The following is a 19,968-nucleotide window of genomic DNA, read 5'->3' as shown; positions in this document are numbered from 1 at the left end:
TTGTACTTTGCTGGTTGCTATTGGGTGGCGCTGATTTTATAATTTGGCTCCCTCCCTCTCCTCCAGATTCAAGCCCCTGTAGCAGCCCTGCTACAGGGGCTTTGTCTTTGGGCCGCCCATGCGCCTCATGGCGCCCGTTGCGGCCCCTCACACACCCTGCGCTGCAGCACCGGCAGCAACTGCGGCCCCAGCGACTTCAGCAGCTGCGTCGGCAGCGCGCTCGTGAACCGGTGGCGGGCGGCGTGGGGCTCGTGGACGTAGGCCAGGATCGTGCCGAAGTAGCGGTCGCCGATCATGAAAACGAAGGTGGCCGAGCGGTCGATCTTGCGCTGCGAAATCACCCGTCCGCCGCGGCCGGTCTGTTCGTAGCGATGGTCGCCGGTGCCGGTCTTGCCGCCGATCTCGAGGGCGCGGCCGCTCTCGTCCACCAGCGCGCCCTTCAGCCGCCGCGCGGTGCCGTCGTTCACCACCTCGACCAAGGCACGGCGCACCGTGGCGGCCACCTCGGCGGGCAGCACCTGCTGCGCGCTCGCATGGCGCGGCTCCAGCCGTGTCTCGTAGGGCGTGTCGCGCGCGAAGTGCAGGGCGCCGACCCGTTGCGTGGGCAGCCGCACGCCGTCGTTCGCGAGGATGCCCATCAGCTCCGCCAGGGCGGCCGGCCGGTCGCCCGACGCGCCGATCGCGCTGGCGTACGACGGCGTCAGCGATGCGAACGGGTAACCCACGCGCTGCCAGGAACGATGAATCTGCGCAAAGGCGTCGAGTTCGATCAGCTCGCGCAGGCGCCTGTCCTGCGCGCTCTTGTGGCGCGTCTTGAAGAGCCAGGCGTAGACCTCCTGGCGTTCGCGCACGCTCGCGTCCAGCACCTCGGTCAGCGAGGCGCCGGGGTGGCGCCGCAGGTAGCCGACCAGCCAGAGCTCCAGCGGATGCACGCGCGCGACATACCCACGATCGGCCAGAGACAGGCCGGCGTAGGTGCGGCGCAGCGTCCCCAATGCGCGCGGCGAGTCGGCGCCGCGTCCCAGCCGCTGCACCAGAAGTGCGTCGAGCCGTGCGTCGTCGGCCTCGGGCTCGATGGTGAACAGCACGCTCGCCAGGCGCGGTGCCGACGGCTTCAGGCCGCGCAGCAGCAGCGCTTCGGCGTCCGCGGCCGGCAGGTGCTGGTACTTGCGATGGAAGCGGCTGAGGAAGGCTGAGCCTTCGCGGTCGGCAAAGCGCGCGAGCAGCTCGCGCCGGCCCGGGTCGGCGGGGTCCTTCAGCAGGCGCTCGGCGCCCGACGCGCCACCGAACATGCGGTGGCGCACCAGGTCGCGCATCAGGCGGATGAACACCAGGTTGACCGAATGCTTGAAGCCTTCGCGCACGGTCATCGAACTGCTGTTGCGCGAGCGCTCGAAGTTCTCGAACTGGTGCAGGCCGCCGCCGGTAAAGAAGGCCTCGCCCGGGTTCGCCGAGTACTTGCGCTCCATCGCCGCCTCCAGCATCGGCGCAAGACGCCGATCCTTGGCGCGCAGGAGGTACTGCCGCGCCCACGTGCCCAGCGGGTCGCGCGGGTTCGGCGCCAGCGCCGACAGCTGGGCCGGGCTCAGGTCGACCCAGCCCGCGTGCAGCTCGGCCACGAGCTCCAGGTAGCTGACCAGGGTGCGCAGCTTGGCGGTCGAGCCCAGGTCCAGCCGCGCGCCCTGGTTCACGTCGAAGGGCTGGTCGATGTTGTCGGCCTGGATGCGCAGCAGGTTGGTCCCGGCACTGCGCTCGAACAGCGTGAAGCTGTAGATCAGCGGGCTGGGGTCGGCGCCCGGGTCGAGCATGTGGGAGCCGACCAGCCCCGCGGCCTTCGTCGCGGCGGGCGTGCGCAGGCCGGCCAGCACGCGCGCCACCAGCGCCTGCGCTTCGCCGTCCAGGCTGGTTTCGGCCTCGAGGTCCAGGCGCTCCAGGTCGTAAGCCCGTGGCACGTCGAGCAGCGTGCCGATGTGGGTGCGCAGCGCGGTCGCGGCCTTGCGCTGCACGAAGTCGGGCCGGGGCGTCGGCGGCAGCGGGGGCTGCAGGTGCAAGGACAGCGGCAGCGCCGCGTCGCGCAGCGTGGGCGAGATCAGGCCGGCCTCGGCCATCAGCCGCAGGTAGCTGTCGGTCAGCCGCGCCAGGCTGGCGCCGTCGCCGAGCAGGTGCTGCGACGGACGGCGCTGCGCGATCATCAGCGACAGCGCCTGCTTGAAGGCCTCGGCCTGCTGCCGCAGCGCCTCGTCCGTGGGCGCTGCCGCCTCTTCCGCCTGATCGGCGAGCAGGCGGTTGATTTCACCGAAGTCGCGCCCGTACCAGGCCCACAGGCCGTCGCCCAGCCCGTGCACCTCGCCCATGCCCGGGCGTGCGGCCAGCGGCACGGTGTCGAGGTAGTCGACGACGATCTGGCGGCGCCGCGCCTGCGTGTCGTCGCCGTCCTGGTAGGCGCGCAGCGAGGCCGACGCCATCTGGCGCAGCTTGTCGCCGACCGACCCGGTGCGGCCCTGCGGCGAATGGCGGTACTTCTCGAGCTGGGTGGCCAGCGTGCTGCCGCCCGTCGCCGTCTGGCCCAGGCCGACCGCGCGCAGCGCCTGCTCGAGCGCCGCCTTGGCGAAGCGTTCCGGATCGATTGCGGGGTTGCGCTGCAGCGGCTGCGCGTCCAGCAGATGGCGGTCTTCGACGAAGAGCAGGGCGCTCACCAGCAGCGGCGGCACCTCCTCGAAACGCTCGTAGGCATGCTTGGGCACGCGGGTGTGCAGCAGCGCCGTGTCCCGGCAGTCGCGCACGGTCAGGCCGGCCTGGTTTTTCTCACGGTAGGGCGCGAAGAGCCCGTAGTCCTGCAGTTCGAGCAGCCGCGGCGACATGCGGGCCTGGCGGGTGACGACATAGCCCTGCGGCGCCAGGCGTTCGACGTAGCCCGGCAGCTGGTGGTAGCCCAGCCGCTCGTCGTAGGGCCCGGTCCGGGGAAAGCGGATGGCATCGCTGGCACCGTCTTCGACGCTGAAGCGGGCGCCCTCGGCCAGGTCGCGCCACAGGGCCGATTGCAGCCGGGACGTCTTCAATTCGTCCAGCACGAACAGGGCAAGCCCGCCTCCCACGGCGAGTCCCGCGCCGATCCAGACAAGCTTCTTGAACCAAGTCATGCTCTGCCTCGCGAACAGTCCACACCATGGGTTCGTCAGTGACGATGATGCGCTTTTTGAGGCGATTTGGCATGCGTGCGACGACGCAATCGGCCGGAGTCATGCACTTCCGCCGCGCGGCAGAAGAGGTACCTCGACACACATGGCGCATGTCGATCTGCACGGACGTGCGGATCTATCTCAGGGCGAACTGACCTGCTAACCCTTCACGACCTCGGACACCCCACTAGTCGTCGGAATCCTGTGGGCCCGCCAGCAGCCCGAGCACCAACCCGCCGAGGACGATGGCCAGGGCAAGAATCAGCGATGCCTCTGCGAGTAGTCTCATGGTGTCCTGCAATCGATCTCCCCCTCACGATGTGGCCTGCCATTGAACGTGCGTTCGCTGACTGGCGGCTGAGTGCGGAAGCAGAAGGGTTTTGTGCGGGGCTTCAGCCTGTCTTCAGGTAAGGCGCGGATACTGGCGGCGACGGTCTTCTGGCGTTGGTAGAGGACGCTTCGGCACCCGCCCTTCGGGGTGGTTCCTCGAGGCCGGAGGTCGTCACGGTTTTCTTGTCGCGCGGACGCATGCTCAGGCTCGCGCGCTTTCGCCGAGCCACACCGGCTCGTTCGAGGTGTCCGGGAAGTCCGCGGTGTCGATCAGCGGCGCCTCGTCGACGTCCGACGCGCGCCGCGCGGCCGGCGCCATGTGCCGCAGCTCGTAGCCGCGCCCATACACCGAGACCAGCACGAACTCGCCGCCCTTGTGCAGCGACAGCTTGCGGCGGATGCTGGCCACGCAGCAGTCCAGCGTGCGGCTGGTGCGTTCGATGCGCGCATCCACCCACAGCGAGGCCAGCAGCCAGTCGCGCTCCAGCAACCGGCCGGCGTTGCGAAACAGCAGCAGCGCCAGTTCGAACTCGCGCGGCTTCAGGCGCACCTCGGTGCCGTGGCACACGACCACGCGGCGCTCGCCCAGGAACTGGTAGTCGCCGAAGCACGCGGCCGTGGCGTGCGGCTGCAGCAGCGTGCGGTTGCGCCGCAGCGATTCGCGCACGCGCAACTCCACCTCGAACTCGTCGACGGGCAGCACCGCGAAGTCGATGCTCGCGCCCTGCGTCTCGCCGCCGGCGGCCGACAGCACGTCGACCAGCAGGTCGCGCTGCGAGGCGCGCGCCACCAGGAAGATGGGAATGCGCAGCGCGCGGCACATCGCCGTGAGGATCGGCCAGGCACCTTCGTCCTTCAGCACCACCAGCAGCAGGCCGAACTGCAGGCCCTGGGTGATGGCCAGCAGGAAGTCCGTGCTGTCGTCGAAGCACACGGGATCGCAGCCCATCAGGCGCAGGCGGTTGCCCCAGCCGGCCTGTTGCGCCTCGTCGCAGCCCACCATCGCGATGCGGCGCGCGCCCTGCTGCGCGGCCATCACGCGCGGGCTCCCCGGCGTGCGACCTTCTCGTGGCGGGGCGTTGGCGTGGCAGGAGAGGTCTTCATGTCGGTGGCATCCATGCGAAGGTGGTGAAGGGCGTCCCGGGGCGATGGCGTGGGCTCAGGGGCGGGCGGCGGCCGTGCTGCGCGGCAGCTTCCAGCCGATGCCCGCGTTGAAGCCCCAGTCCCGGCCCGTGCTGGACACACCCATGCCCCAGGCCATGTCGCCGTCGTCCGAGCTGCGCTTGAAGCCCAGTGCCGCGGCCGAATAGCCCCGGTAGCTGCCGAAGGCCAGGCCGATCGCCTGTTCGCCCGGCCGGTACGTCGGCACGTAGGCGGCCGACATCGCGATGGCCATGGCCGCGCCCGAGTAGGCGATGCGCGCCGTCTCGCCGACGGCCGCGCGCACCGGGTGCAGCTGGCCCAGGTTGATGGCGTCGTCCGGGCGCACGGCGGGCGCCAGTTCGAAGGCATGGGCGCTGGCGCACGCGAGCCACAGCATCAGCACCCGCAGGATCGCGGTGCGTCGGAGGGCGAAACGTGCGGACGCGTTCACGGCTGCTGTTCAGCCGGCGGCCAGCCGGGTGCCCGCGCCGGCCTGCGTCTTGCGCACGCCGTCGGGGCCGTAGAAAGGTTGGGCGCGGGCCTGCAGGAAGTGCAGCGCCTGCTGCGTGAAGTCCAGGTGCGCGTACACGAGCGTGCCGTTGTGCAGGTTGCGGTTGCGCGCGTCTTCGGCGAGCGTGAGCAGTTCGCTCCAGGCCTGGCGCGTCGGCGCACCGCCCGCGGCCGCGGCGGCGTCCGCACCCGCGCGGCCGGGCGCGAAGCCGAGCGCCGCCTGCAGCGATTCGCGCTGTTGGTCGAGTTCGGCCATGCGGTCCAGCAGCGCGGTCTTGCGGCCGGCAATGGCGTTGAGCGCGTCGAAGTCGCTGGCCGACATGGCCTGCGCCTCCTGGTCCAGCACGACAAGGAAGTCCCCGATGCAGCCCGCTTCCGCGCGCAGGTGCGCCAGCAAGGTGCTCATGCCTGGCCCTTCGGCGCGAGCAGCTCACGCACGCTGGCCAGCAGGCCGTCGGCGATGCGCTCGGGGCGGATCTCGTAGCGGCCGGCGCGGATGTCCTCGCGGATGGCGGCCACGCGCGCGGCGTCGAAATCGCTGCCCCCCACGGCGGCGGGCATCGCATGGACGAGCGCGGAGACGGGCGCTGCTTCCTTCGGGCGCTGCACGGCCTCGGCGGGCGTCGACGGAGCCGGCGCACCCGGTGCAGGTGTGCGGTGCAGGGGCGTGGCCGAAGGGGCGGTGGGATCGATTTTCAAGGTGATTCCTCAGGGGCTGACCCGTATATCGGCAGCCGGTGCAAGAACTTTAGGAAGGGCGTGCATGAAGTGAAGCCTGCGCCAACGCGGCGGCCGCTACTGCACCAGCCGGACCTGTCCTTCCTCGTCGGCCACGCCGCGGATCACCCGGCCGTCCAGCGTCCTGGCCTGCACCACCGCGCCCACCGCGGCACCGCTCAGGGCCTTGGCCTCGGTGCTGACGACAAAGCCCGGCCCCTGCGCCACCACCTTCACGGCCTGGCCCTGCTGGATCACGGCAACGCCGCGCAGCAGTTCCTTGCGGATCGGGGCGCCGGGCGCGACGCGGTTGGCGCTCACCACCCCGACCAGTTCGGCCGCGCTGGTGACCACCGAGCGCGGCAGCCGCGTGAGGTCGCCGGTGCGCTCGACCACGTCGCCGGCGCCCAGCGCCCGGCCCGCGTCGATGGCGCGCGCGGCCACCAGGTAGCGGCCTTCGACCGCGACACGCGCCTGCACGAAGCGCGTCCACGGCCGCTCGGCATCGCAACGCACGCCCACCGAGACGCGGCCCCACGGCGTGACGCCCGGCGGCAGGAACACCTCAGGGGCTTCGCACGGGGGCAGGGCCTCGGTGCCGCGCCCTTCGAGGCTGACCGTCACCTTGCCCGGCAGGCCGGCGCTCTGCACCTGGAGGTAGGTCTCGACCGCCTTCGCGGCCGCGTCGCCTGCGATCGCACCGGTCGACATCGCGCACGACAGCCCCACCGCGCAGGCAGTGCGCAGCAGGCGTTGGCGAAGCGGCGAGAGGGTCATCGAAAGCGAAAGAAGAGGGCCAGAAAAATGAGGACGCCGGTGCAGGAAAGCCGCAACCGGCGCCCCTGGATTCTTATGAATTCACCCCGCCGGCGAAGGTGCGAGCAGCAGGCGAAACCCCCCTTTGTTCGGACGATTGCCAACGCGCCGCATGCATAGACTTGCTTTCCATCGGTCGCTGCGCCCCGTGCACTGGCGACGCCTCAACAGATGGAACAAAGATGATCGACAAGCTGGATGCGGCGTTTCGCTTCCACCGCGAAGCGCTCCATCTCCGGGCCCAGCGCCAGGAGGTGCTCGCGGCCAACATCGCCCATGCCGACACGCCGAACTACAAGGCGCGCGACTTCGACTTCGGCGCGCGCCTGAGCGAGGCCGTCGAGCGCGGCCGCGCCGCCTCGTCGGTGTCGATGGCCACCACCTCGTCGCGCCACCTCGCGGGCCAGGCGCAGGCCACGGCCGCCGACGACCTGCAGTACCGCGTGCCGCACCAGTCCAGCCTCGACGGCAACACGGTCGAGATGGACGTCGAGCGCGTGGCCTTCGCCGACAACGCGCTGCGCTACGAGTCGAACCTGACCCTCATCAACGCCAAGATCAAGTCGCTCCTGTCGGCGGTACAGCCATGAACATCTTCGACGTGGCGGGCTCCGCCATGACTGCGCAATCGCAGCGCATGAACGTGACCGCGAGCAACCTCGCCAACGCCGAGAGCGTGGCCGGCCCCGACGGCCAGCCCTACCGCGCCAAGCAGGTGGTGTTCGAGGTGGCGGCCTCGGGCCGGCGCGACATCGGCGGCGTCAAGGTGGCCGGCGTCATCGAAGACCCGTCGCCCGCCAAGCTCGTGTTCGACCCGAAGAGCCCGCACGCCAATGCCGAGGGCTACGTGGCGATGCCCAACGTCAACGTGGTCGAGGAGATGACCAACATGATCTCGGCCTCGCGCAGCTACCAGGCCAACGTCGAGGTGCTCAACACCGCCAAGACGCTGATGGTCAAGACGCTGACCATCGGCCAGTAACCCACGCACGCACACGCGCCTCCCGCAGGAAGAACACCGACCCCATGGCCCTTTCCGACACCTCGTCCATCAGCGGGCTGAACGCGCCCACGGCGGCGAACAGCAACAACAACGTGTCCAGCGCCGACAGCGAGCAGCGCTTTCTCAAGCTGCTCGTCACGCAGCTGAACAACCAGGACCCGCTCAACCCGATGCAGAACGCCGAGCTCACCTCGCAGCTCGCGCAGATGAGCACCGTGAGCGGCATCGAGAAGCTCAACGCCACGCTCTCCGGCCTCGTCAACCAGACCGGCGCCAACCAGCTGCTGCAGGCCACCTCGCTCATCGGCTACAACGTGCTGTCGCCCGGCGACGTGCTCACCACCAAGAAGCCCGAGGACGGCAAGGACCCCGCCACGCAGGCCTTCGCCGTGCAGCTGCCGGGCACCGCCGCCGATGTCGAGATCAAGATCGTCGACAGCACCGGCAAGGTGATCCGCACGCTCGACGCGGGCGCCATGAAGGAAGGCGTCAACGCCGTCACCTGGGACGGCAAGGACGACCTGGGCGTGGCGGTGCCGCCGGGCGCCTACCGCTTCACGGTCGATGCCAGCAACAACGGCACCACGGTGAAGGCCACCGCGCTCACCTTCTCGCAGGTGGCCGCCGTGAAGCAGGGCGCCGGCGGCGTCACGCTGGAGCTGGCCTCGGGCGCCAGCATCGGGCTGGGCGACGTGCGCCTGTTCCTCTGAGCTTTCGTCTTCGTCTTCGGCGTGGCCCGTGCGGGCCGCGCCCTTCGCACTCTTCTTCCTCGCACCGAACAAGGACCCCCTCATGAGTTTCTCCCAAGGCATCAGCGGACTCGGCGTGGCCGCGGCCAACCTCGACGTCATCGGCAACAACATCGCCAACTCGGGCACGGTGGGCTACAAGTCGGCCGCCGCCACCTTCCAGGACGTGTACGCCGGCTCGCGCGTGGGCCTGGGCGCCTCGGTGTCGGGCGTGACGCAGAACTTCACGCAGGGCGTGACGCAGTCCAGCACGCGCCCCCTCGACGTGGCCATCCTCAACGGCGACGGCTTCTTTCGCCTGGCCAGCCCCAGCGGCGAGGTCTTCTACTCGCGCAACGGCCAGTTCACGCGCGACAAGGACGGCTACATCGTCAACGCGCAGGGCCTGCAGCTCACCGGCTACGGCGCCAACGCCAGCGGCGGCATCAGCGGCGGCACGCCGGGCCCGATCCAGGTGCAGGGCGGCATGATGCCGCCCAAGCCCACGGCCAACATCGACGCGCAGTTCAACCTCGACGCGCGCAGCACGGTGCCCACCAAGACGCCGTTCAACCCCACCGATGCCGCCACCTACAACTACCCGAACGCCATCGGCCCCATCTACGACTCGCTGGGCAACCCGCACGACGTGGCCGTGTACTTCGTGAAGACGGCGGCCAACACCTGGAGCGTGTACGGCACCTCCGACGGCGCGCCGCTGAACGGCGGCGCCGCGCTGTCCAACGTGACCTTCGACGCCAAGGGCGTCATGACCGCACCGGCCTCGGGCGCGTTCAACATCGGGCCGCTCACCTTCACCAACGGCGCCTCGCCGCTCACCGCCTCGGTCGACCTCACGGGCACCACGCAGTTCGGCAGCGCCAACGGCATGAGCAAGCTGGGCCAGGACGGCTACAAGTCGGGCGAGCTCACCGCGTTCTCGATCAACCCCGACGGCACCATCACCGGCAAGTTCTCCAACGAGCAGACGCGCCTGCTGGGCCAGGTCGTGCTGTCGTCCTTCGCCAACCCGAACGGCCTGGAGCCCAAGGGCAACAACGTGTGGGCCGAGACGCAGGCCTCGGGCAATGCGCTCACCGGCACGCCGGGCGAAGGCACCAAGGCCGGCTCGCTGGCCTCGGGCGCACTGGAGTCGTCCAACGTCGACCTGACCTCCGAGCTGGTGAACCTCATCGTCGCGCAGCGCAACTACCAGGCCAATGCGCAGACCGTGAAGACGCAGGACCAGGTCATGCAGACGCTCATGAACATCCGCTGATCGGGAGCACTTCGTGGATCGAATGCTGTATGTCGCCATGAGCGGCGCCAAGCAGGCCATGGAGCAGCAGGCCGTGGTCGCCAACAACATGGCGAACGTCTCGACGCCGGGTTTCCGTGCGCAGATCGCGACCTTCCGCGCCGTGCCCGTGGTCGGCGACGAAGCGCCCACGCGCGCCTTCGTGGCCGCCACCACGCCCGGCGCCGACTTCACGCACGGCCCGCTCACGCAGACCGGCCGCGCGCTCGACGTGGCCGTGGGCGGCCAGGGCTGGCTGGTGGTGCAGGCGGCCGACGGCAGCGAGGCCTACACGCGCGTCGGCAACCTGCAGATCGGCGCCGACGGCCAGCTCACAACGATGGGCGGACGCCCCGTGGTGGGCGACAACGGCGCACTCACCGTGCCGCCGGGTTCGGCCGTGAGCATTGCGTCCAACGGCCTCGTGGGTTCGCGCGACGCGGCCTCGACCACGCTCACCGGCATCGCCGAGGTGGGCCGGCTCAAGCTCGTCAACCCGCCCGTGACCGACCTCGTGCGCGGCGACGACGGCCTGTTCCGCATGCGCGCCGACCTGCCGCCGGCCGAGGCCGACGAGGCCGTCACGCTCATCTCGGGCGCTATCGAGGGCAGCAATGTGCAGCCCGTCGATGCCATGGTGGCCATGATCGCCAACGCCCGCAGCTTCGAGATGCAGATGAAGTCGCTGCAGACCGCCGACATCAACGCGCAGACCGCCAACAAGCTGCTGGCCTACGGCTGACCCTCTTCCAGGAACTCCTTTCAATGATCCGCTCCCTCTACATCGCCAAGACCGGCCTGGACGCGCAGCAGACGCAGCTCGACGTGGTCTCCAACAACCTGGCCAACGTCGGCACCACCGGCTTCAAGCGCAGCCGCGCCGTGTTCGAAGACCTGGTCTACCAGAACCTGCGCCAGGTCGGCGGCCAGAGCTCCGACCAGACGCGCCTGCCTTCGGGCCTGCAGGTCGGCACCGGCGTGCACGTGGTCGCCACCGAGCGCATCCACTCGCAGGGCAACCTCACCAAGACCGACAAGCCGACCGACGTGGCCATCAGCGGCAGCGGCTTCTTCCAGGTGCTGATGCCCGACGGCACCACCTCGTACACGCGCGACGGCTCGTTCCAGACCGATCGCGACGGCCAGCTGGTCACCGCCAGCGGCTTCCCGGTGCAGCCGGCCATCACCATCCCGGCCAACGCCACCAGCATCACCGTGGGCCGCGACGGCATCGTGTCGGTGGTGCAGGCGGGCGGCACCAACACCGTGCAGGTCGGCCAGCTGCAGCTCGCGACCTTCGTCAACCCGACGGGCCTGCAGAGCCAGGGCGAGAACCTGTACGCCGAGACCGACGCCTCGGGCGCGCCCAACCAGGTGAACCCCGGCGTGGACGGCGCGGGCACGCTGAGCCAGGGCTATGTCGAGGCCTCCAACGTCAACGTGGTGGAAGAGCTGGTCAACATGATCGCCACCCAGCGTTCGTACGAGATCAACAGCAAGGCGGTCCAGACCTCGGACCAGATGCTGCAGCGCCTGGCCCAGTTGTGATGCGGGCGGGGGTGCGTCTTCTTCGCCGTGCGGCGGCGCTGCTGCTCGCCACCGCGCTGGCCGCCGGCTGCGCGCAGGTGCCGCGCGAGCCGCTGGTGCACCAGCCGATGACGGCGCGTGCCGACCAGTACGCGGCGGTGCAGGCGCGCCGCGCCCCGGGCGCGATCTTCCAGGACGGCCCCGGGGCCAACGCGCTGTTCGAAGACCGCCGTCCGCGCAACGTCGGCGACATCCTCACCATCCTCATCAGCGAGAAGGTCAACGCGACCAAGAACTCGGGCGCCAATGCCAGCCGCACGGGCAACACGACCAGCGTGTTCGCGGCCATTCCCAAGCTCATCGGCGGCCTGCTCGACGGGCAGGACACCAAGCTGTCGGGCACCAACACGCTCAACGCCAAGGGCGGCGCCAACGCCAACAACACCTTCAACGGCGTGATCACCGTCACCGTGACCGACGTCATGGCCAACGGCAACCTGCTGGTGAGCGGCGAGAAGCAGATGGGCATCAACCAGGGCACCGAGTACATCCGCTTCTCGGGCGTGGTGAACCCGCGCACCGTGTCGGGCAACAACACCGTGCCCTCGACGCTGGTGGCCGATGCGCGCATCGAGTACTCGGCCAAGGGCTACATCGACGAGGCCCAGCACATGGGCTGGATGCAGCGCATCTTCTTGAATGTGATGCCATTCTGATGACACACCTCCAGTCTTCGCGCACCTCGAATCGCTGGCGCATCGCGGCGCTGTGCGCGCTCCTGTTCATCGCGCCCGCGCATGCGGAACGCCTGAAGGAACTCGCCAGCATCCAGGGCGTGCGCGACAACCCGCTCATCGGCTACGGCCTCATGGTCGGCCTGGACGGCACGGGCGACCAGACGATGCAGACGCCGTTCACCACGCAGAGCCTGAACAACATGCTGCAGCAGCTGGGCATCACGATCCCGCAGGGCGTGAACATGCAGCTGAAGAACGTGGCGGCCGTCATGGTGACGGCCACGCTGCCGTCGTTCGCGCGGCCGGGGCAGAACATCGACGTCACGGTGTCGTCCATGGGCAATGCCAAGAGCCTGCGCGGCGGCACGTTGCTGATGACGCCGCTCAAGGGCGTGGATGGCGCGACCTACGCCGTGGCGCAGGGCAACATGGTGGTGGGCGGCGCGGGTGCGTCGGCCAACGGCAGCAAGGTGCAGGTCAACCAGCTGAGCTCGGGGCGCATTCCCGCCGGCGCGCTGGTGGAGCGCACGGTCGAGGCGCCGGTGGGTGCGGAAGGCTCGTTCACCATCGAGCTGAACCGCTCCGACTTCGGCACCGCGCAGCGCGCCACGGACGCCATCAACCGCCAGTTCGGCGCCGGCACCGCCGAAGCCATGGACGCGCGCGTGATCCGCGTGCAGGCGCCCGAGCCGCAGCGGCGCGTGGGCTTTCTCGCGCAGCTGCAGGAGCTCGAGGTCACGCCCACGCAGGCGGGTGCGCGGGTGGTGGTGAATGCGCGCACGGGCTCGGTCGTGATGAACCAGGCGGTGCGCGTGAAGGACTGCGCCATCGCGCACGGCAACCTGTCGGTGGTGATCAACACCGAGCCGGTGATCAGCCAGCCGGGCGCATTCTCGGGCGGCAGCACGGTGGTGGCGCAGACCTCGCAGATTTCCGTCAACCAGGGCGGCGGCGCGATCCAGATGGTGCGCGGCGGTGCCTCGCTGGCCGATGTGGTCAAGGGGCTGAACAGCCTGGGCGCGAACCCGCAGGACCTGGTGTCGATCCTGCAGGCCATGAAGTCGGCCGGTGCTTTGAGCGCCGAGCTCGAGATCATCTGAGGCCGGAGTCATGACCATCTCTTCCCACACCGCGTGGACCGGCGCCGACGCGGCCAGCCGCAGCGGCGCGCTCGACCAGCGCTTTGCGCTCGACGTGCAGGGCGTCGATGCGCTGCGGCGCACCGTGCGCACCTCGCCCGAAGAAGGCCTGCAGCAGGTCTCGCGCCAGTTCGAGGCGCTGTTCATGAACATGGTGCTCAAGAGCATGCGCGAGGCGACGCCTTCGAGCGGCCTGCTCGACAGCCAGGACCAGAAGGTCTACCTGTCGATGTTCGACCAGCAGCTCACGCAGAACCTCTCGGGGCGCGGCGTGGGGCTGGCCGAGGCGATGCTGGCGCAGCTGCGGCGGCAATTGCCTTCGGCGGCGCCCGAAGCCGACGATGGCATCGGCACGCGGCCGATGTCGCTGGAGCCGCCCGCCGGCCTGCCGTACGGCCCGCGCGCGGGCATCCCCATCGGCTCGTCGCCGGGTGCGCGCGTGTCGACGGCGGCCGACCTTGGTGTCTATCAAATGAAGAGCGGCCCCGCGCCGGCCGCCAACGCCTCGCTGCAAGGCCAGGTCGATGCGTTCGTGGACCGCATGGGCGCCTCCGCGCAGGCGGCCAGCGCCGCCAGCGGCGTGCCCGCGCCGCTGATCCTGGCGCAGGCCGCGCTCGAATCCGGCTGGGGCAAGCGCGAGATCCGCGCCGACGACGGCACGCCCAGCTTCAACCTCTTCGGCATCAAGGCCGACAAGGGCTGGAAGGGCGCGACGGTCGAGACCACGACCACCGAGTACATCGACGGCGAGCCGCAGAAGGTGCGCGCGAAGTTCCGCGCCTACGCCTCGTACGAGGAGGCCTTCACCGACTACGCGCGCTTCATCACGCGCAACCCGCGCTACGCGAACGTGCTGGCGACTGCCGACCCGGCGCAGGCCGCGCACGGCCTGCAGCGCGCGGGCTATGCCACCGACCCGCGCTACGGCGAGAAGCTGGTTCGCATCATGCAGAAGTTCGGCTGAGCCCTTCGCACAGCCTGACTGCCCGGACCCGAGAACAACGACACGAGAGGCCCCGAGAGGAGACAAGCGAATGACGATAAAGAACTGGACGATCGGAATGCGGCTGGGCGCCGGCTTTGCGCTGGTGCTGGCGCTGCTGGTGGCCGTGGCGGGCATCGGCGTGCTGCGGCTGCAGGGCGTGGGCGAGGCCACGCAGGACATGGCCTCGCGCACCCTGTCGAAGGAGCGCTTGGCCACGGCCTGGCAGCTGGGCACGGCCACCAACAGCGTGCGCACCTTCTCGCTGCTCAAGAGCGACGACGCGCAGGTGCAGGCGCATCTGCAAAAGCAGATCGCCGCCACCAGCGCCACCATCTCCGAGACGCAGAAGGCGCTCGAGGCGCTGCTCGTGTCGCCGGAAGAACTGGCGCTGAGCGCCGACATCCAGAAGCGGCGCGGCGAGTACATCGCGCTGCGCCAGCAGATCCTCCAGCTGAAGACCGAAGGCCGCAAGGACGAGGCCGCGACGCGCACCGACACGCAGCTGCTGCCGATGCTCGACGGCTACGACGCGGGCATCCGCGCCATGGTGGCGCACCAGCAAAAGCACATCGACAGCACCGCCGCGGCCATCGACGCGCAGTACCGCGCGGGCCTCCTCTACATCGTCGCGCTGGCCGTGGCCGCGCTGGCGCTGGGCGCGGTGCTCGCATGGCTGCTCACGCGCAGCATCGCCGATCCGGTGGCCGAGGCGCTGCTGATCGCCGAGACCGTGGCCTCCGGCGACCTGAGCCAGGAGTTCGAGACCGAGCGCGGCGGCGACTTCGGCCGGCTGCTGCGCGGCATGGGCGAGATGGAAGACACGCTCACCGACCTCGTGACGCGCATCAAGGCCTCGACCGATTCGATCGCGGTGGCGTCGCGGCAGATTGCGGCGGGCAACCAGGATCTGTCGTCGCGCACGGAAGAGCAGGCCAGTTCGCTGGAGCAGACGGCGGCGTCGATGGAAGAGCTGACCTCGACGGTCAAGCAGAACGCGGACAACGCGCGGCAAGCCAATCAATTGGCGGTGTCGGCTTCGGAAGTTGCAGTGAAGGGCGGCGCTGTGGTGTCGCAGGTCGTGGACACGATGGGGTCGATCAACGCCTCGTCCAGGAAGATCGTCGACATCATCGGCGTGATCGACGGCATCGCATTCCAGACCAACATCCTGGCGTTGAATGCAGCGGTTGAAGCTGCGCGTGCGGGTGAGCAAGGTCGCGGATTCGCCGTCGTAGCCTCCGAAGTGCGAAGCCTCGCTCAACGCTCCGCAGCCGCCGCCAAGGAAATCAAGACGCTGATCGGCGACTCGGTGGAAAAGGTCGAGGAAGGCAGCAAGCAAGTCGCCGAAGCGGGCCGCACGATGGAAGAGATCGTGGGCAGCGTCAAGCGCGTGACCGACATCATGGGCGAGATCACTGCGGCGAGCCAGGAACAGACTTCGGGCATCGAACAGATCAACCAGGCGATCACGCAGATGGACCAGGTCACGCAGCAGAACGCGGCGCTGGTCGAAGAGGCCTCGGCCGCGGCGCAGTCGCTGCAGGAACAGGCCGGCGCTCTGGTCGAGGCCGTGAGCACCTTCAAGCTCGACGCCGACGAAGCCGTTGCGGCCTGAGAACGCCTCGTGTCCACGCATTTCCATCCGAAAGCCCTGCGCCGCGTCGGCATGGGCTTCGCCGCATTGCTCCTGCTGCTGGCCGTGGCGCTCTTCCTCGGCTTCCATGTCGGCACCGGTTGCGCCTGGGCGCTCCATGCCGTGTGGGCACTCGTGGGTGCCGCCGGCCTGACGGGCCTGGGTCTCGCGGGCTTCGCAGCGCATGCGCGGGCCCATTCGAGCCGTCACGAGGCCAAGGTCGCCGAGCGGCTGGACCGGGTGTTCCAGCACGTCAACGCCACCGACGCCTGACAGGGAACGCATGCGCCCGCGCCCCGATCCGCGCCTTTCTTTAGAAAAAAGACTCAAGTCTGGCGGCGCGCTGCCGATAACAGAGAGACGGGGTGGCGCAGGCCGCCGTCCCGCCATGCCGTCATGTCATGCCGGTGGCCCGCCGCGCGATGCGGCCACCGTCCCCCGTTATTGAAGGAAGAGAAGCGCAATGAGTTTGAAGGATCTGAAAATCGGCACCCGCCTGGGGCTCGGCTTCGCGGTGCTGCTGCTGCTGATGGCGTTCATTGCGGGCACGGGCGTGCTGCGCCTCACGAACGTGGGCGAGGCCACCGACGAGATGGTGCAGGGCGCGCTGGTCAAGGAGCGGCTGGCGGCGGAATGGCTCAGCCTGCTCAAGTCGAACACGGTCGCCAACTACGCGATGGTCAAGACCACCGACCCCGATGTGGCGGCCTATTTCGCCAAGCTCCAGGCGGCCGGTTCGGCGCGCATCACGCCGGCGCAGAAGCAGCTGGAAGCCATGCTCGCCACGCCGGAAGAAAAGGCGCTCTATGCCGCGGTGGTCGCGGCGCGCGTCGTCGTGCTCGAGACCGTGGGCACGCTCAACAAGCTCAAGGACGAGAAGAAGATCGACGAAGCCAATGTGCTGGTCGACACCAAGTTCAGCGCGGCGCTCGCCGTCTACGCCGGCGCCGTCGAAAACCTGGCCAACCACCAGCGCGAGAAGATCGACGCCGCCGCCAAGGGCATCGCGGCCGACCACACCGAGGGCCGCACCACGCTGCTCGTGCTGTCGGCCATCGCGCTGGCGGTGGGTGCGCTGTTCGCCTGGCGCCTCACGCTGGGCATCGTGCGCCCGCTGGGCCACGCGCTCGAAGTGGCCGAGACCGTGGCGGCCGGCGATCTGAGCGCGAACATCCGCGTGGACAGCCGCGACGAAGCGGGCCAGCTGATGCAGGCGCTGAAGGACATGAACGCGAATCTCGCCAAGGTGGTGGGTGAAGTGCGCACGGGCACGGAGACCATCGCTACAGCCTCGGGGCAGATCGCTTCGGGCAACCAGGATCTGTCGTCGCGCACGGAAGAGCAGGCCAGCTCGCTGGAGCAGACGGCCGCTTCGATGGAAGAGCTGACCTCGACGGTGAAGCAGAACGCGGACAACGCGCGTCAAGCGAACCAGCTAGCCGTCTCTGCTTCGGAAGTGGCAGTGAAGGGCGGCGCCGTGGTCTCGCAGGTGGTGGACACGATGGGCTCGATCAATGCTTCGTCCAAGAAGATCGTCGACATCATCGGCGTCATCGATGGCATCGCGTTCCAGACCAACATCCTGGCGTTGAATGCGGCGGTTGAAGCTGCGCGTGCCGGTGAGCAAGGCCGAGGCTTTGCGGTGGTCGCATCCGAAGTCCGCAGCCTCGCCCAACGCTCCGCAGCCGCCGCCAAGGAAATCAAGACCCTGATCGGCGATTCGGTGGAAAAGGTCGAAGAAGGCAGCAAGCAGGTCGCCGAAGCGGGCCGCACGATGGAAGAGATCGTCGGCAGCGTCAAGCGCGTGACCGACATCATGGGCGAGATCACGGCGGCGAGTCAGGAGCAGACCTCGGGCATCGAGCAGATCAACCAGGCGATCACGCAGATGGACCAGGTCACGCAGCAGAACGCGGCACTGGTCGAAGAAGCGTCGGCCGCCGCGCAGTCGCTGCAGGAGCAGGCGGGCAGCCTGTCGCAGGTCGTCGGCGTGTTCCGCCTCGGCGGCAGCAGCAGCCACGGCAACGCGCTGGCCCTGGCCTGAAGGCGACGCACCGGCCATGCGTGTCAACCTGCCCGTCACCGACATCGAATACGAACTCTCGAAGGAAGAGGCCCTGGTGTCCCGCACCGACCTCAAGGGCCGCATCACCTACGTCAACCCGGCCTTCGTCGCGGCCAGCGGCTTCACGGCCGGCGAACTCCTGGGCAAGGCGCACAACATCGTGCGCCACCCGGACGTGCCGCCCGAGGCCTTCGCCGACCTGTGGCGCACGCTCGACCAGGGCCTGCCCTGGACCGGCCTGATCAAGAACCGGCGCAAGAACGGCGACTTCTACTGGGTGCTCGCCAACGTCACGCCGATCCGCCACCAGGGCCGCGTGGAGGGCTACATGTCCGTGCGCAGCCGTCCCGCGCGCGAGGACGTGCTGGCCGCCGATGCGCTCTACCGCCGCATGCGCGAGGGCGAGGCCAAGGGCCTCGAACTGCTGCAGGGCGAGGTGGTGCGCAGCGGCTGGGCCCATCCGTTGGCGCGGCTGCGGCGCATTCCGGTGCGCCGCCGCGTGTTCGGCGTGACCGTCGCGGCGGCGGCGCTGTCAGCGGGCCTGGGCGCGCTGGGCTGGATGGAAGCGTCCCGCCTGACGGCCGCGTCCGGCGCGCACAGCTGGCTGCCCACCGCCGCGGCAGCGGGCAGCCTCGGCGCTGCGCTGGCCTGGCTGGGCCTCGGTGCGTTCCTCGCGCGCACGGTGTTCCGTCCGCTCGACGAAGCCATCGAGGTGGCACGCACCATCGCGGGCGGCGACCTCGTGCGCTTCACGGTGCGGCCGGGCGACGAGATCGCGGGGCTGCTGCGCGCGCTGAACCAGATGAGCGCCAACCTCTTCGCGATCGTCGCGGACGTGGGCGCGAACGTCGCCGGCGTGATGTCGGCGTCGAGCCAGATCGCCTCGGGCAACGAAGACCTGTCCTCGCGCACCGAGCAGCAGGCCAGCTCGCTGGAGCAGACGGCGGCGTCGATGGAAGAGCTGACCTCGACGGTGAAGCAGAACGCGGACAACGCCCTGCAAGCGAACCAACTGGCCGTCTCCGCCTCCGAAGTGGCAGTGAAGGGCGGCGCGGTGGTGTCGCAGGTCGTGGACACGATGGGCTCGATCAACGCCTCGTCGAAAAAGATCGTCGACATCATCGGCGTGATCGACGGCATCGCGTTCCAGACCAACATCCTCGCGCTGAATGCGGCCGTCGAGGCGGCCCGTGCGGGCGAGCAAGGCAAGGGCTTCGCCGTGGTCGCGTCGGAGGTTCGCAGCCTCGCGCAGCGCTCGGCCGCGGCGGCCAAAGAAATCAAGACCCTCATCGGCGACTCGGTGGAGAAGGTCGAGGCGGGCAGCAAGCAGGTGGCCGAGGCCGGCCGGACCATGCAGGAGATCGTCGGCAGCGTGAAGCGCGTGACCGACATCATGGGCGAGATCACGACGGCGAGCCAGGAGCAGACCTCGGGCATCGAGCAGATCAACCAGGCCATCGCACAGATGGACCAGGTGACGCAGCAGAACGCCGCGCTGGTCGAGGAAGCGTCGGCCACGGCGCAGTCGCTGCAGGAACAGGCGGAGGGCCTGGTCCGGGCCGCAGGGGTATTCAGGACCGGGGCGGGCGAGGGTGCCGGCGCCCGGGATGCGTATTGAACGAGGAGAAGAACACATGTTGAACAACACCAGAGACACATCGCCGCGATCGAATGGCGCGGCGCCGTCCGCGTCCACCGTGGCCAACCGCCTGGAGGTCGTGACCTTCAAGCTCGGCGACGAGGAATACGGCATCGACATCCAGAAGGTGCAGGAGCTGCGCGGCTACGACGCCGTGACACGCATCGCGAACGCGCCGGACTACATCAAGGGCGTGGTCAACCTGCGCGGCATCATCGTGCCGATCATCGACATGCGCATCAAGTTCGAGCTGGGCGCGCCCACCTACGACCAGTTCACGGTGGTGATCGTGCTGAACATCGCGGGCCGCGTGGTGGGCATGGTGGTGGACAGCGTGTCCGACGTGATCACGCTCACGGCCGAGCAGATCAAGCCGGCGCCCGAGATGGGCTCGGTGCTCGACACCGACTACCTGATCGGCCTGGGCACGCTGGACGAACGCATGCTGATCCTGGTGGACATCGACCGGCTGATGTCCAGCGAAGAAATGGGCCTCATCGAAGCCGCCGCCACCGTTTGA

20 protein-coding genes are annotated in these 19,968 nt (G+C 69.2%); 14 read left to right on the top strand and 6 right to left on the bottom strand.

The window, feature by feature from the left end; all coding sequences use genetic code 11:
• Positions 1-125: 125 nt before the first annotated feature.
• The 6 genes from AC1RL8_RS18825 to flgA form a co-directional block, all read right to left on the bottom strand.
• The gene (locus tag AC1RL8_RS18825) at positions 126-3,140 is read right to left on the bottom strand and encodes a transglycosylase domain-containing protein (RefSeq protein ID WP_492685857.1); all 3,015 of its coding nucleotides are present in this window, start codon (positions 3,138-3,140) and stop codon (positions 126-128) included.
• A gap of 571 nt (positions 3,141-3,711) precedes the next feature.
• Positions 3,712-4,545 (bottom strand): response regulator transcription factor, encoded by an 834-nt coding sequence (locus tag AC1RL8_RS18820; protein WP_390350035.1) that lies wholly within the window; start codon positions 4,543-4,545, stop codon positions 3,712-3,714.
• Positions 4,546-4,668: 123 nt separating this feature from the next.
• The gene (locus AC1RL8_RS18815) at positions 4,669-5,103 is read right to left on the bottom strand and encodes a YadA-like family protein (RefSeq protein WP_492685858.1); all 435 of its coding nucleotides are present in this window, start codon (positions 5,101-5,103) and stop codon (positions 4,669-4,671) included.
• A 9-nt stretch (positions 5,104-5,112) separates the two neighbouring features.
• On the bottom strand, positions 5,113-5,568 hold the full coding sequence (locus tag AC1RL8_RS18810) for a flagella synthesis protein FlgN (protein WP_492685859.1): 456 nt from the start codon (positions 5,566-5,568) through the stop codon (positions 5,113-5,115).
• Positions 5,565-5,861: a flagellar biosynthesis anti-sigma factor FlgM gene (gene flgM / locus AC1RL8_RS18805; protein WP_159278104.1), complete on the bottom strand. Its 297-nt coding sequence runs from the start codon at positions 5,859-5,861 to the stop codon at positions 5,565-5,567. Before flgM ends, AC1RL8_RS18810 begins: the two co-directional genes overlap by 4 nt.
• A 96-nt stretch (positions 5,862-5,957) precedes the next feature.
• The gene (gene flgA / locus AC1RL8_RS18800; RefSeq protein ID WP_492685860.1) at positions 5,958-6,656 is read right to left on the bottom strand and encodes a flagellar basal body P-ring formation chaperone FlgA; all 699 of its coding nucleotides are present in this window, start codon (positions 6,654-6,656) and stop codon (positions 5,958-5,960) included.
• Positions 6,657-6,877: 221 nt separating this feature from the next.
• Between flgA and flgB the strand changes: the two genes are divergently transcribed.
• The 14 genes from flgB to AC1RL8_RS18730 all read left to right on the top strand — a co-directional run bounded on the left by flgB (position 6,878) and on the right by AC1RL8_RS18730 (position 19,968).
• Positions 6,878-7,285, top strand: coding sequence for a flagellar basal body rod protein FlgB (gene flgB, locus AC1RL8_RS18795; protein WP_492685861.1), 408 nt, complete (start codon positions 6,878-6,880; stop codon positions 7,283-7,285).
• Positions 7,282-7,677 (top strand): flagellar basal body rod protein FlgC, encoded by a 396-nt coding sequence (gene flgC, locus AC1RL8_RS18790; protein ID WP_062469232.1) that lies wholly within the window; start codon positions 7,282-7,284, stop codon positions 7,675-7,677. The genes flgB and flgC overlap by 4 nt, the downstream gene beginning before the upstream one ends.
• A 44-nt stretch (positions 7,678-7,721) precedes the next feature.
• The gene (locus AC1RL8_RS18785) at positions 7,722-8,408 is read left to right on the top strand and encodes a flagellar hook assembly protein FlgD (protein WP_070061527.1); all 687 of its coding nucleotides are present in this window, start codon (positions 7,722-7,724) and stop codon (positions 8,406-8,408) included.
• A gap of 82 nt (positions 8,409-8,490) precedes the next feature.
• Entirely contained in the window at positions 8,491-9,705 is a 1,215-nt protein-coding gene (gene flgE / locus AC1RL8_RS18780) for a flagellar hook protein FlgE (protein WP_070061528.1), read from the top strand.
• Between the two features lie 13 nt (positions 9,706-9,718).
• Positions 9,719-10,465, top strand: coding sequence for a flagellar basal body rod protein FlgF (locus AC1RL8_RS18775; protein ID WP_492685862.1), 747 nt, complete (start codon positions 9,719-9,721; stop codon positions 10,463-10,465).
• 23 nt (positions 10,466-10,488) lie between these two features.
• Entirely contained in the window at positions 10,489-11,271 is a 783-nt protein-coding gene (gene flgG / locus AC1RL8_RS18770) for a flagellar basal-body rod protein FlgG (RefSeq protein ID WP_062469245.1), read from the top strand.
• Positions 11,271-11,966, top strand: a complete 696-nt coding sequence (locus AC1RL8_RS18765; RefSeq protein ID WP_489059609.1) for a flagellar basal body L-ring protein FlgH — start codon at positions 11,271-11,273, stop codon at positions 11,964-11,966. Before flgG ends, AC1RL8_RS18765 begins: the two co-directional genes overlap by 1 nt.
• Positions 11,966-13,087: a flagellar basal body P-ring protein FlgI gene (locus AC1RL8_RS18760; protein WP_492685863.1), complete on the top strand. Its 1,122-nt coding sequence runs from the start codon at positions 11,966-11,968 to the stop codon at positions 13,085-13,087. The genes AC1RL8_RS18765 and AC1RL8_RS18760 overlap by 1 nt, the downstream gene beginning before the upstream one ends.
• 10 nt (positions 13,088-13,097) lie before the next feature.
• The gene (gene flgJ / locus AC1RL8_RS18755; protein WP_492685864.1) at positions 13,098-14,090 is read left to right on the top strand and encodes a flagellar assembly peptidoglycan hydrolase FlgJ; all 993 of its coding nucleotides are present in this window, start codon (positions 13,098-13,100) and stop codon (positions 14,088-14,090) included.
• A 70-nt stretch (positions 14,091-14,160) separates the two neighbouring features.
• Positions 14,161-15,726: a methyl-accepting chemotaxis protein gene (locus AC1RL8_RS18750; protein ID WP_159278099.1), complete on the top strand. Its 1,566-nt coding sequence runs from the start codon at positions 14,161-14,163 to the stop codon at positions 15,724-15,726.
• A 9-nt stretch (positions 15,727-15,735) separates the two neighbouring features.
• Entirely contained in the window at positions 15,736-16,017 is a 282-nt protein-coding gene (locus AC1RL8_RS18745) for a hypothetical protein (RefSeq protein WP_492685865.1), read from the top strand.
• Positions 16,018-16,207: 190 nt separating this feature from the next.
• Entirely contained in the window at positions 16,208-17,788 is a 1,581-nt protein-coding gene (locus AC1RL8_RS18740; RefSeq protein WP_492685866.1) for a methyl-accepting chemotaxis protein, read from the top strand.
• A gap of 16 nt (positions 17,789-17,804) precedes the next feature.
• Positions 17,805-19,427, top strand: a complete 1,623-nt coding sequence (locus AC1RL8_RS18735; protein ID WP_492685867.1) for a methyl-accepting chemotaxis protein — start codon at positions 17,805-17,807, stop codon at positions 19,425-19,427.
• A 16-nt stretch (positions 19,428-19,443) separates the two neighbouring features.
• Complete coding sequence (locus tag AC1RL8_RS18730) at positions 19,444-19,968, top strand: chemotaxis protein CheW (RefSeq protein ID WP_492685868.1); 525 nt, start codon at positions 19,444-19,446, stop codon at positions 19,966-19,968.

The sequence above is a fragment of the Variovorax sp. GW822-FHT04E09 genome (assembly GCF_058800845.1).
The sequence above is the reverse complement of the archived record's forward strand: the minus strand, read 5'-3'. Positions and strand labels throughout refer to the sequence as shown.

Coding starts and splice junctions, on each gene's coding strand:
- AC1RL8_RS18820 (WP_390350035.1), bottom strand. CDS start 4,545: ATGGCCGCGCAGCAGGGCGCGCGCCGCATCGCGATGGTGGGCTGCGAC.
- AC1RL8_RS18810 (WP_492685859.1), bottom strand. CDS start 5,568: ATGAGCACCTTGCTGGCGCACCTGCGCGCGGAAGCGGGCTGCATCGGG.
- AC1RL8_RS18740 (WP_492685866.1), top strand. CDS start 16,208: ATGAGTTTGAAGGATCTGAAAATCGGCACCCGCCTGGGGCTCGGCTTC.
- flgJ (WP_492685864.1), top strand. CDS start 13,098: ATGACCATCTCTTCCCACACCGCGTGGACCGGCGCCGACGCGGCCAGC.
- flgG (WP_062469245.1), top strand. CDS start 10,489: ATGATCCGCTCCCTCTACATCGCCAAGACCGGCCTGGACGCGCAGCAG.
- AC1RL8_RS18785 (WP_070061527.1), top strand. CDS start 7,722: ATGGCCCTTTCCGACACCTCGTCCATCAGCGGGCTGAACGCGCCCACG.
- AC1RL8_RS18750 (WP_159278099.1), top strand. CDS start 14,161: ATGACGATAAAGAACTGGACGATCGGAATGCGGCTGGGCGCCGGCTTT.
- AC1RL8_RS18825 (WP_492685857.1), bottom strand. CDS start 3,140: ATGACTTGGTTCAAGAAGCTTGTCTGGATCGGCGCGGGACTCGCCGTG.
- flgB (WP_492685861.1), top strand. CDS start 6,878: ATGATCGACAAGCTGGATGCGGCGTTTCGCTTCCACCGCGAAGCGCTC.
- AC1RL8_RS18730 (WP_492685868.1), top strand. CDS start 19,444: ATGTTGAACAACACCAGAGACACATCGCCGCGATCGAATGGCGCGGCG.
- flgC (WP_062469232.1), top strand. CDS start 7,282: ATGAACATCTTCGACGTGGCGGGCTCCGCCATGACTGCGCAATCGCAG.
- flgA (WP_492685860.1), bottom strand. CDS start 6,656: ATGACCCTCTCGCCGCTTCGCCAACGCCTGCTGCGCACTGCCTGCGCG.
- AC1RL8_RS18765 (WP_489059609.1), top strand. CDS start 11,271: ATGCGGGCGGGGGTGCGTCTTCTTCGCCGTGCGGCGGCGCTGCTGCTC.
- flgE (WP_070061528.1), top strand. CDS start 8,491: ATGAGTTTCTCCCAAGGCATCAGCGGACTCGGCGTGGCCGCGGCCAAC.
- AC1RL8_RS18735 (WP_492685867.1), top strand. CDS start 17,805: ATGCGTGTCAACCTGCCCGTCACCGACATCGAATACGAACTCTCGAAG.
- AC1RL8_RS18760 (WP_492685863.1), top strand. CDS start 11,966: ATGACACACCTCCAGTCTTCGCGCACCTCGAATCGCTGGCGCATCGCG.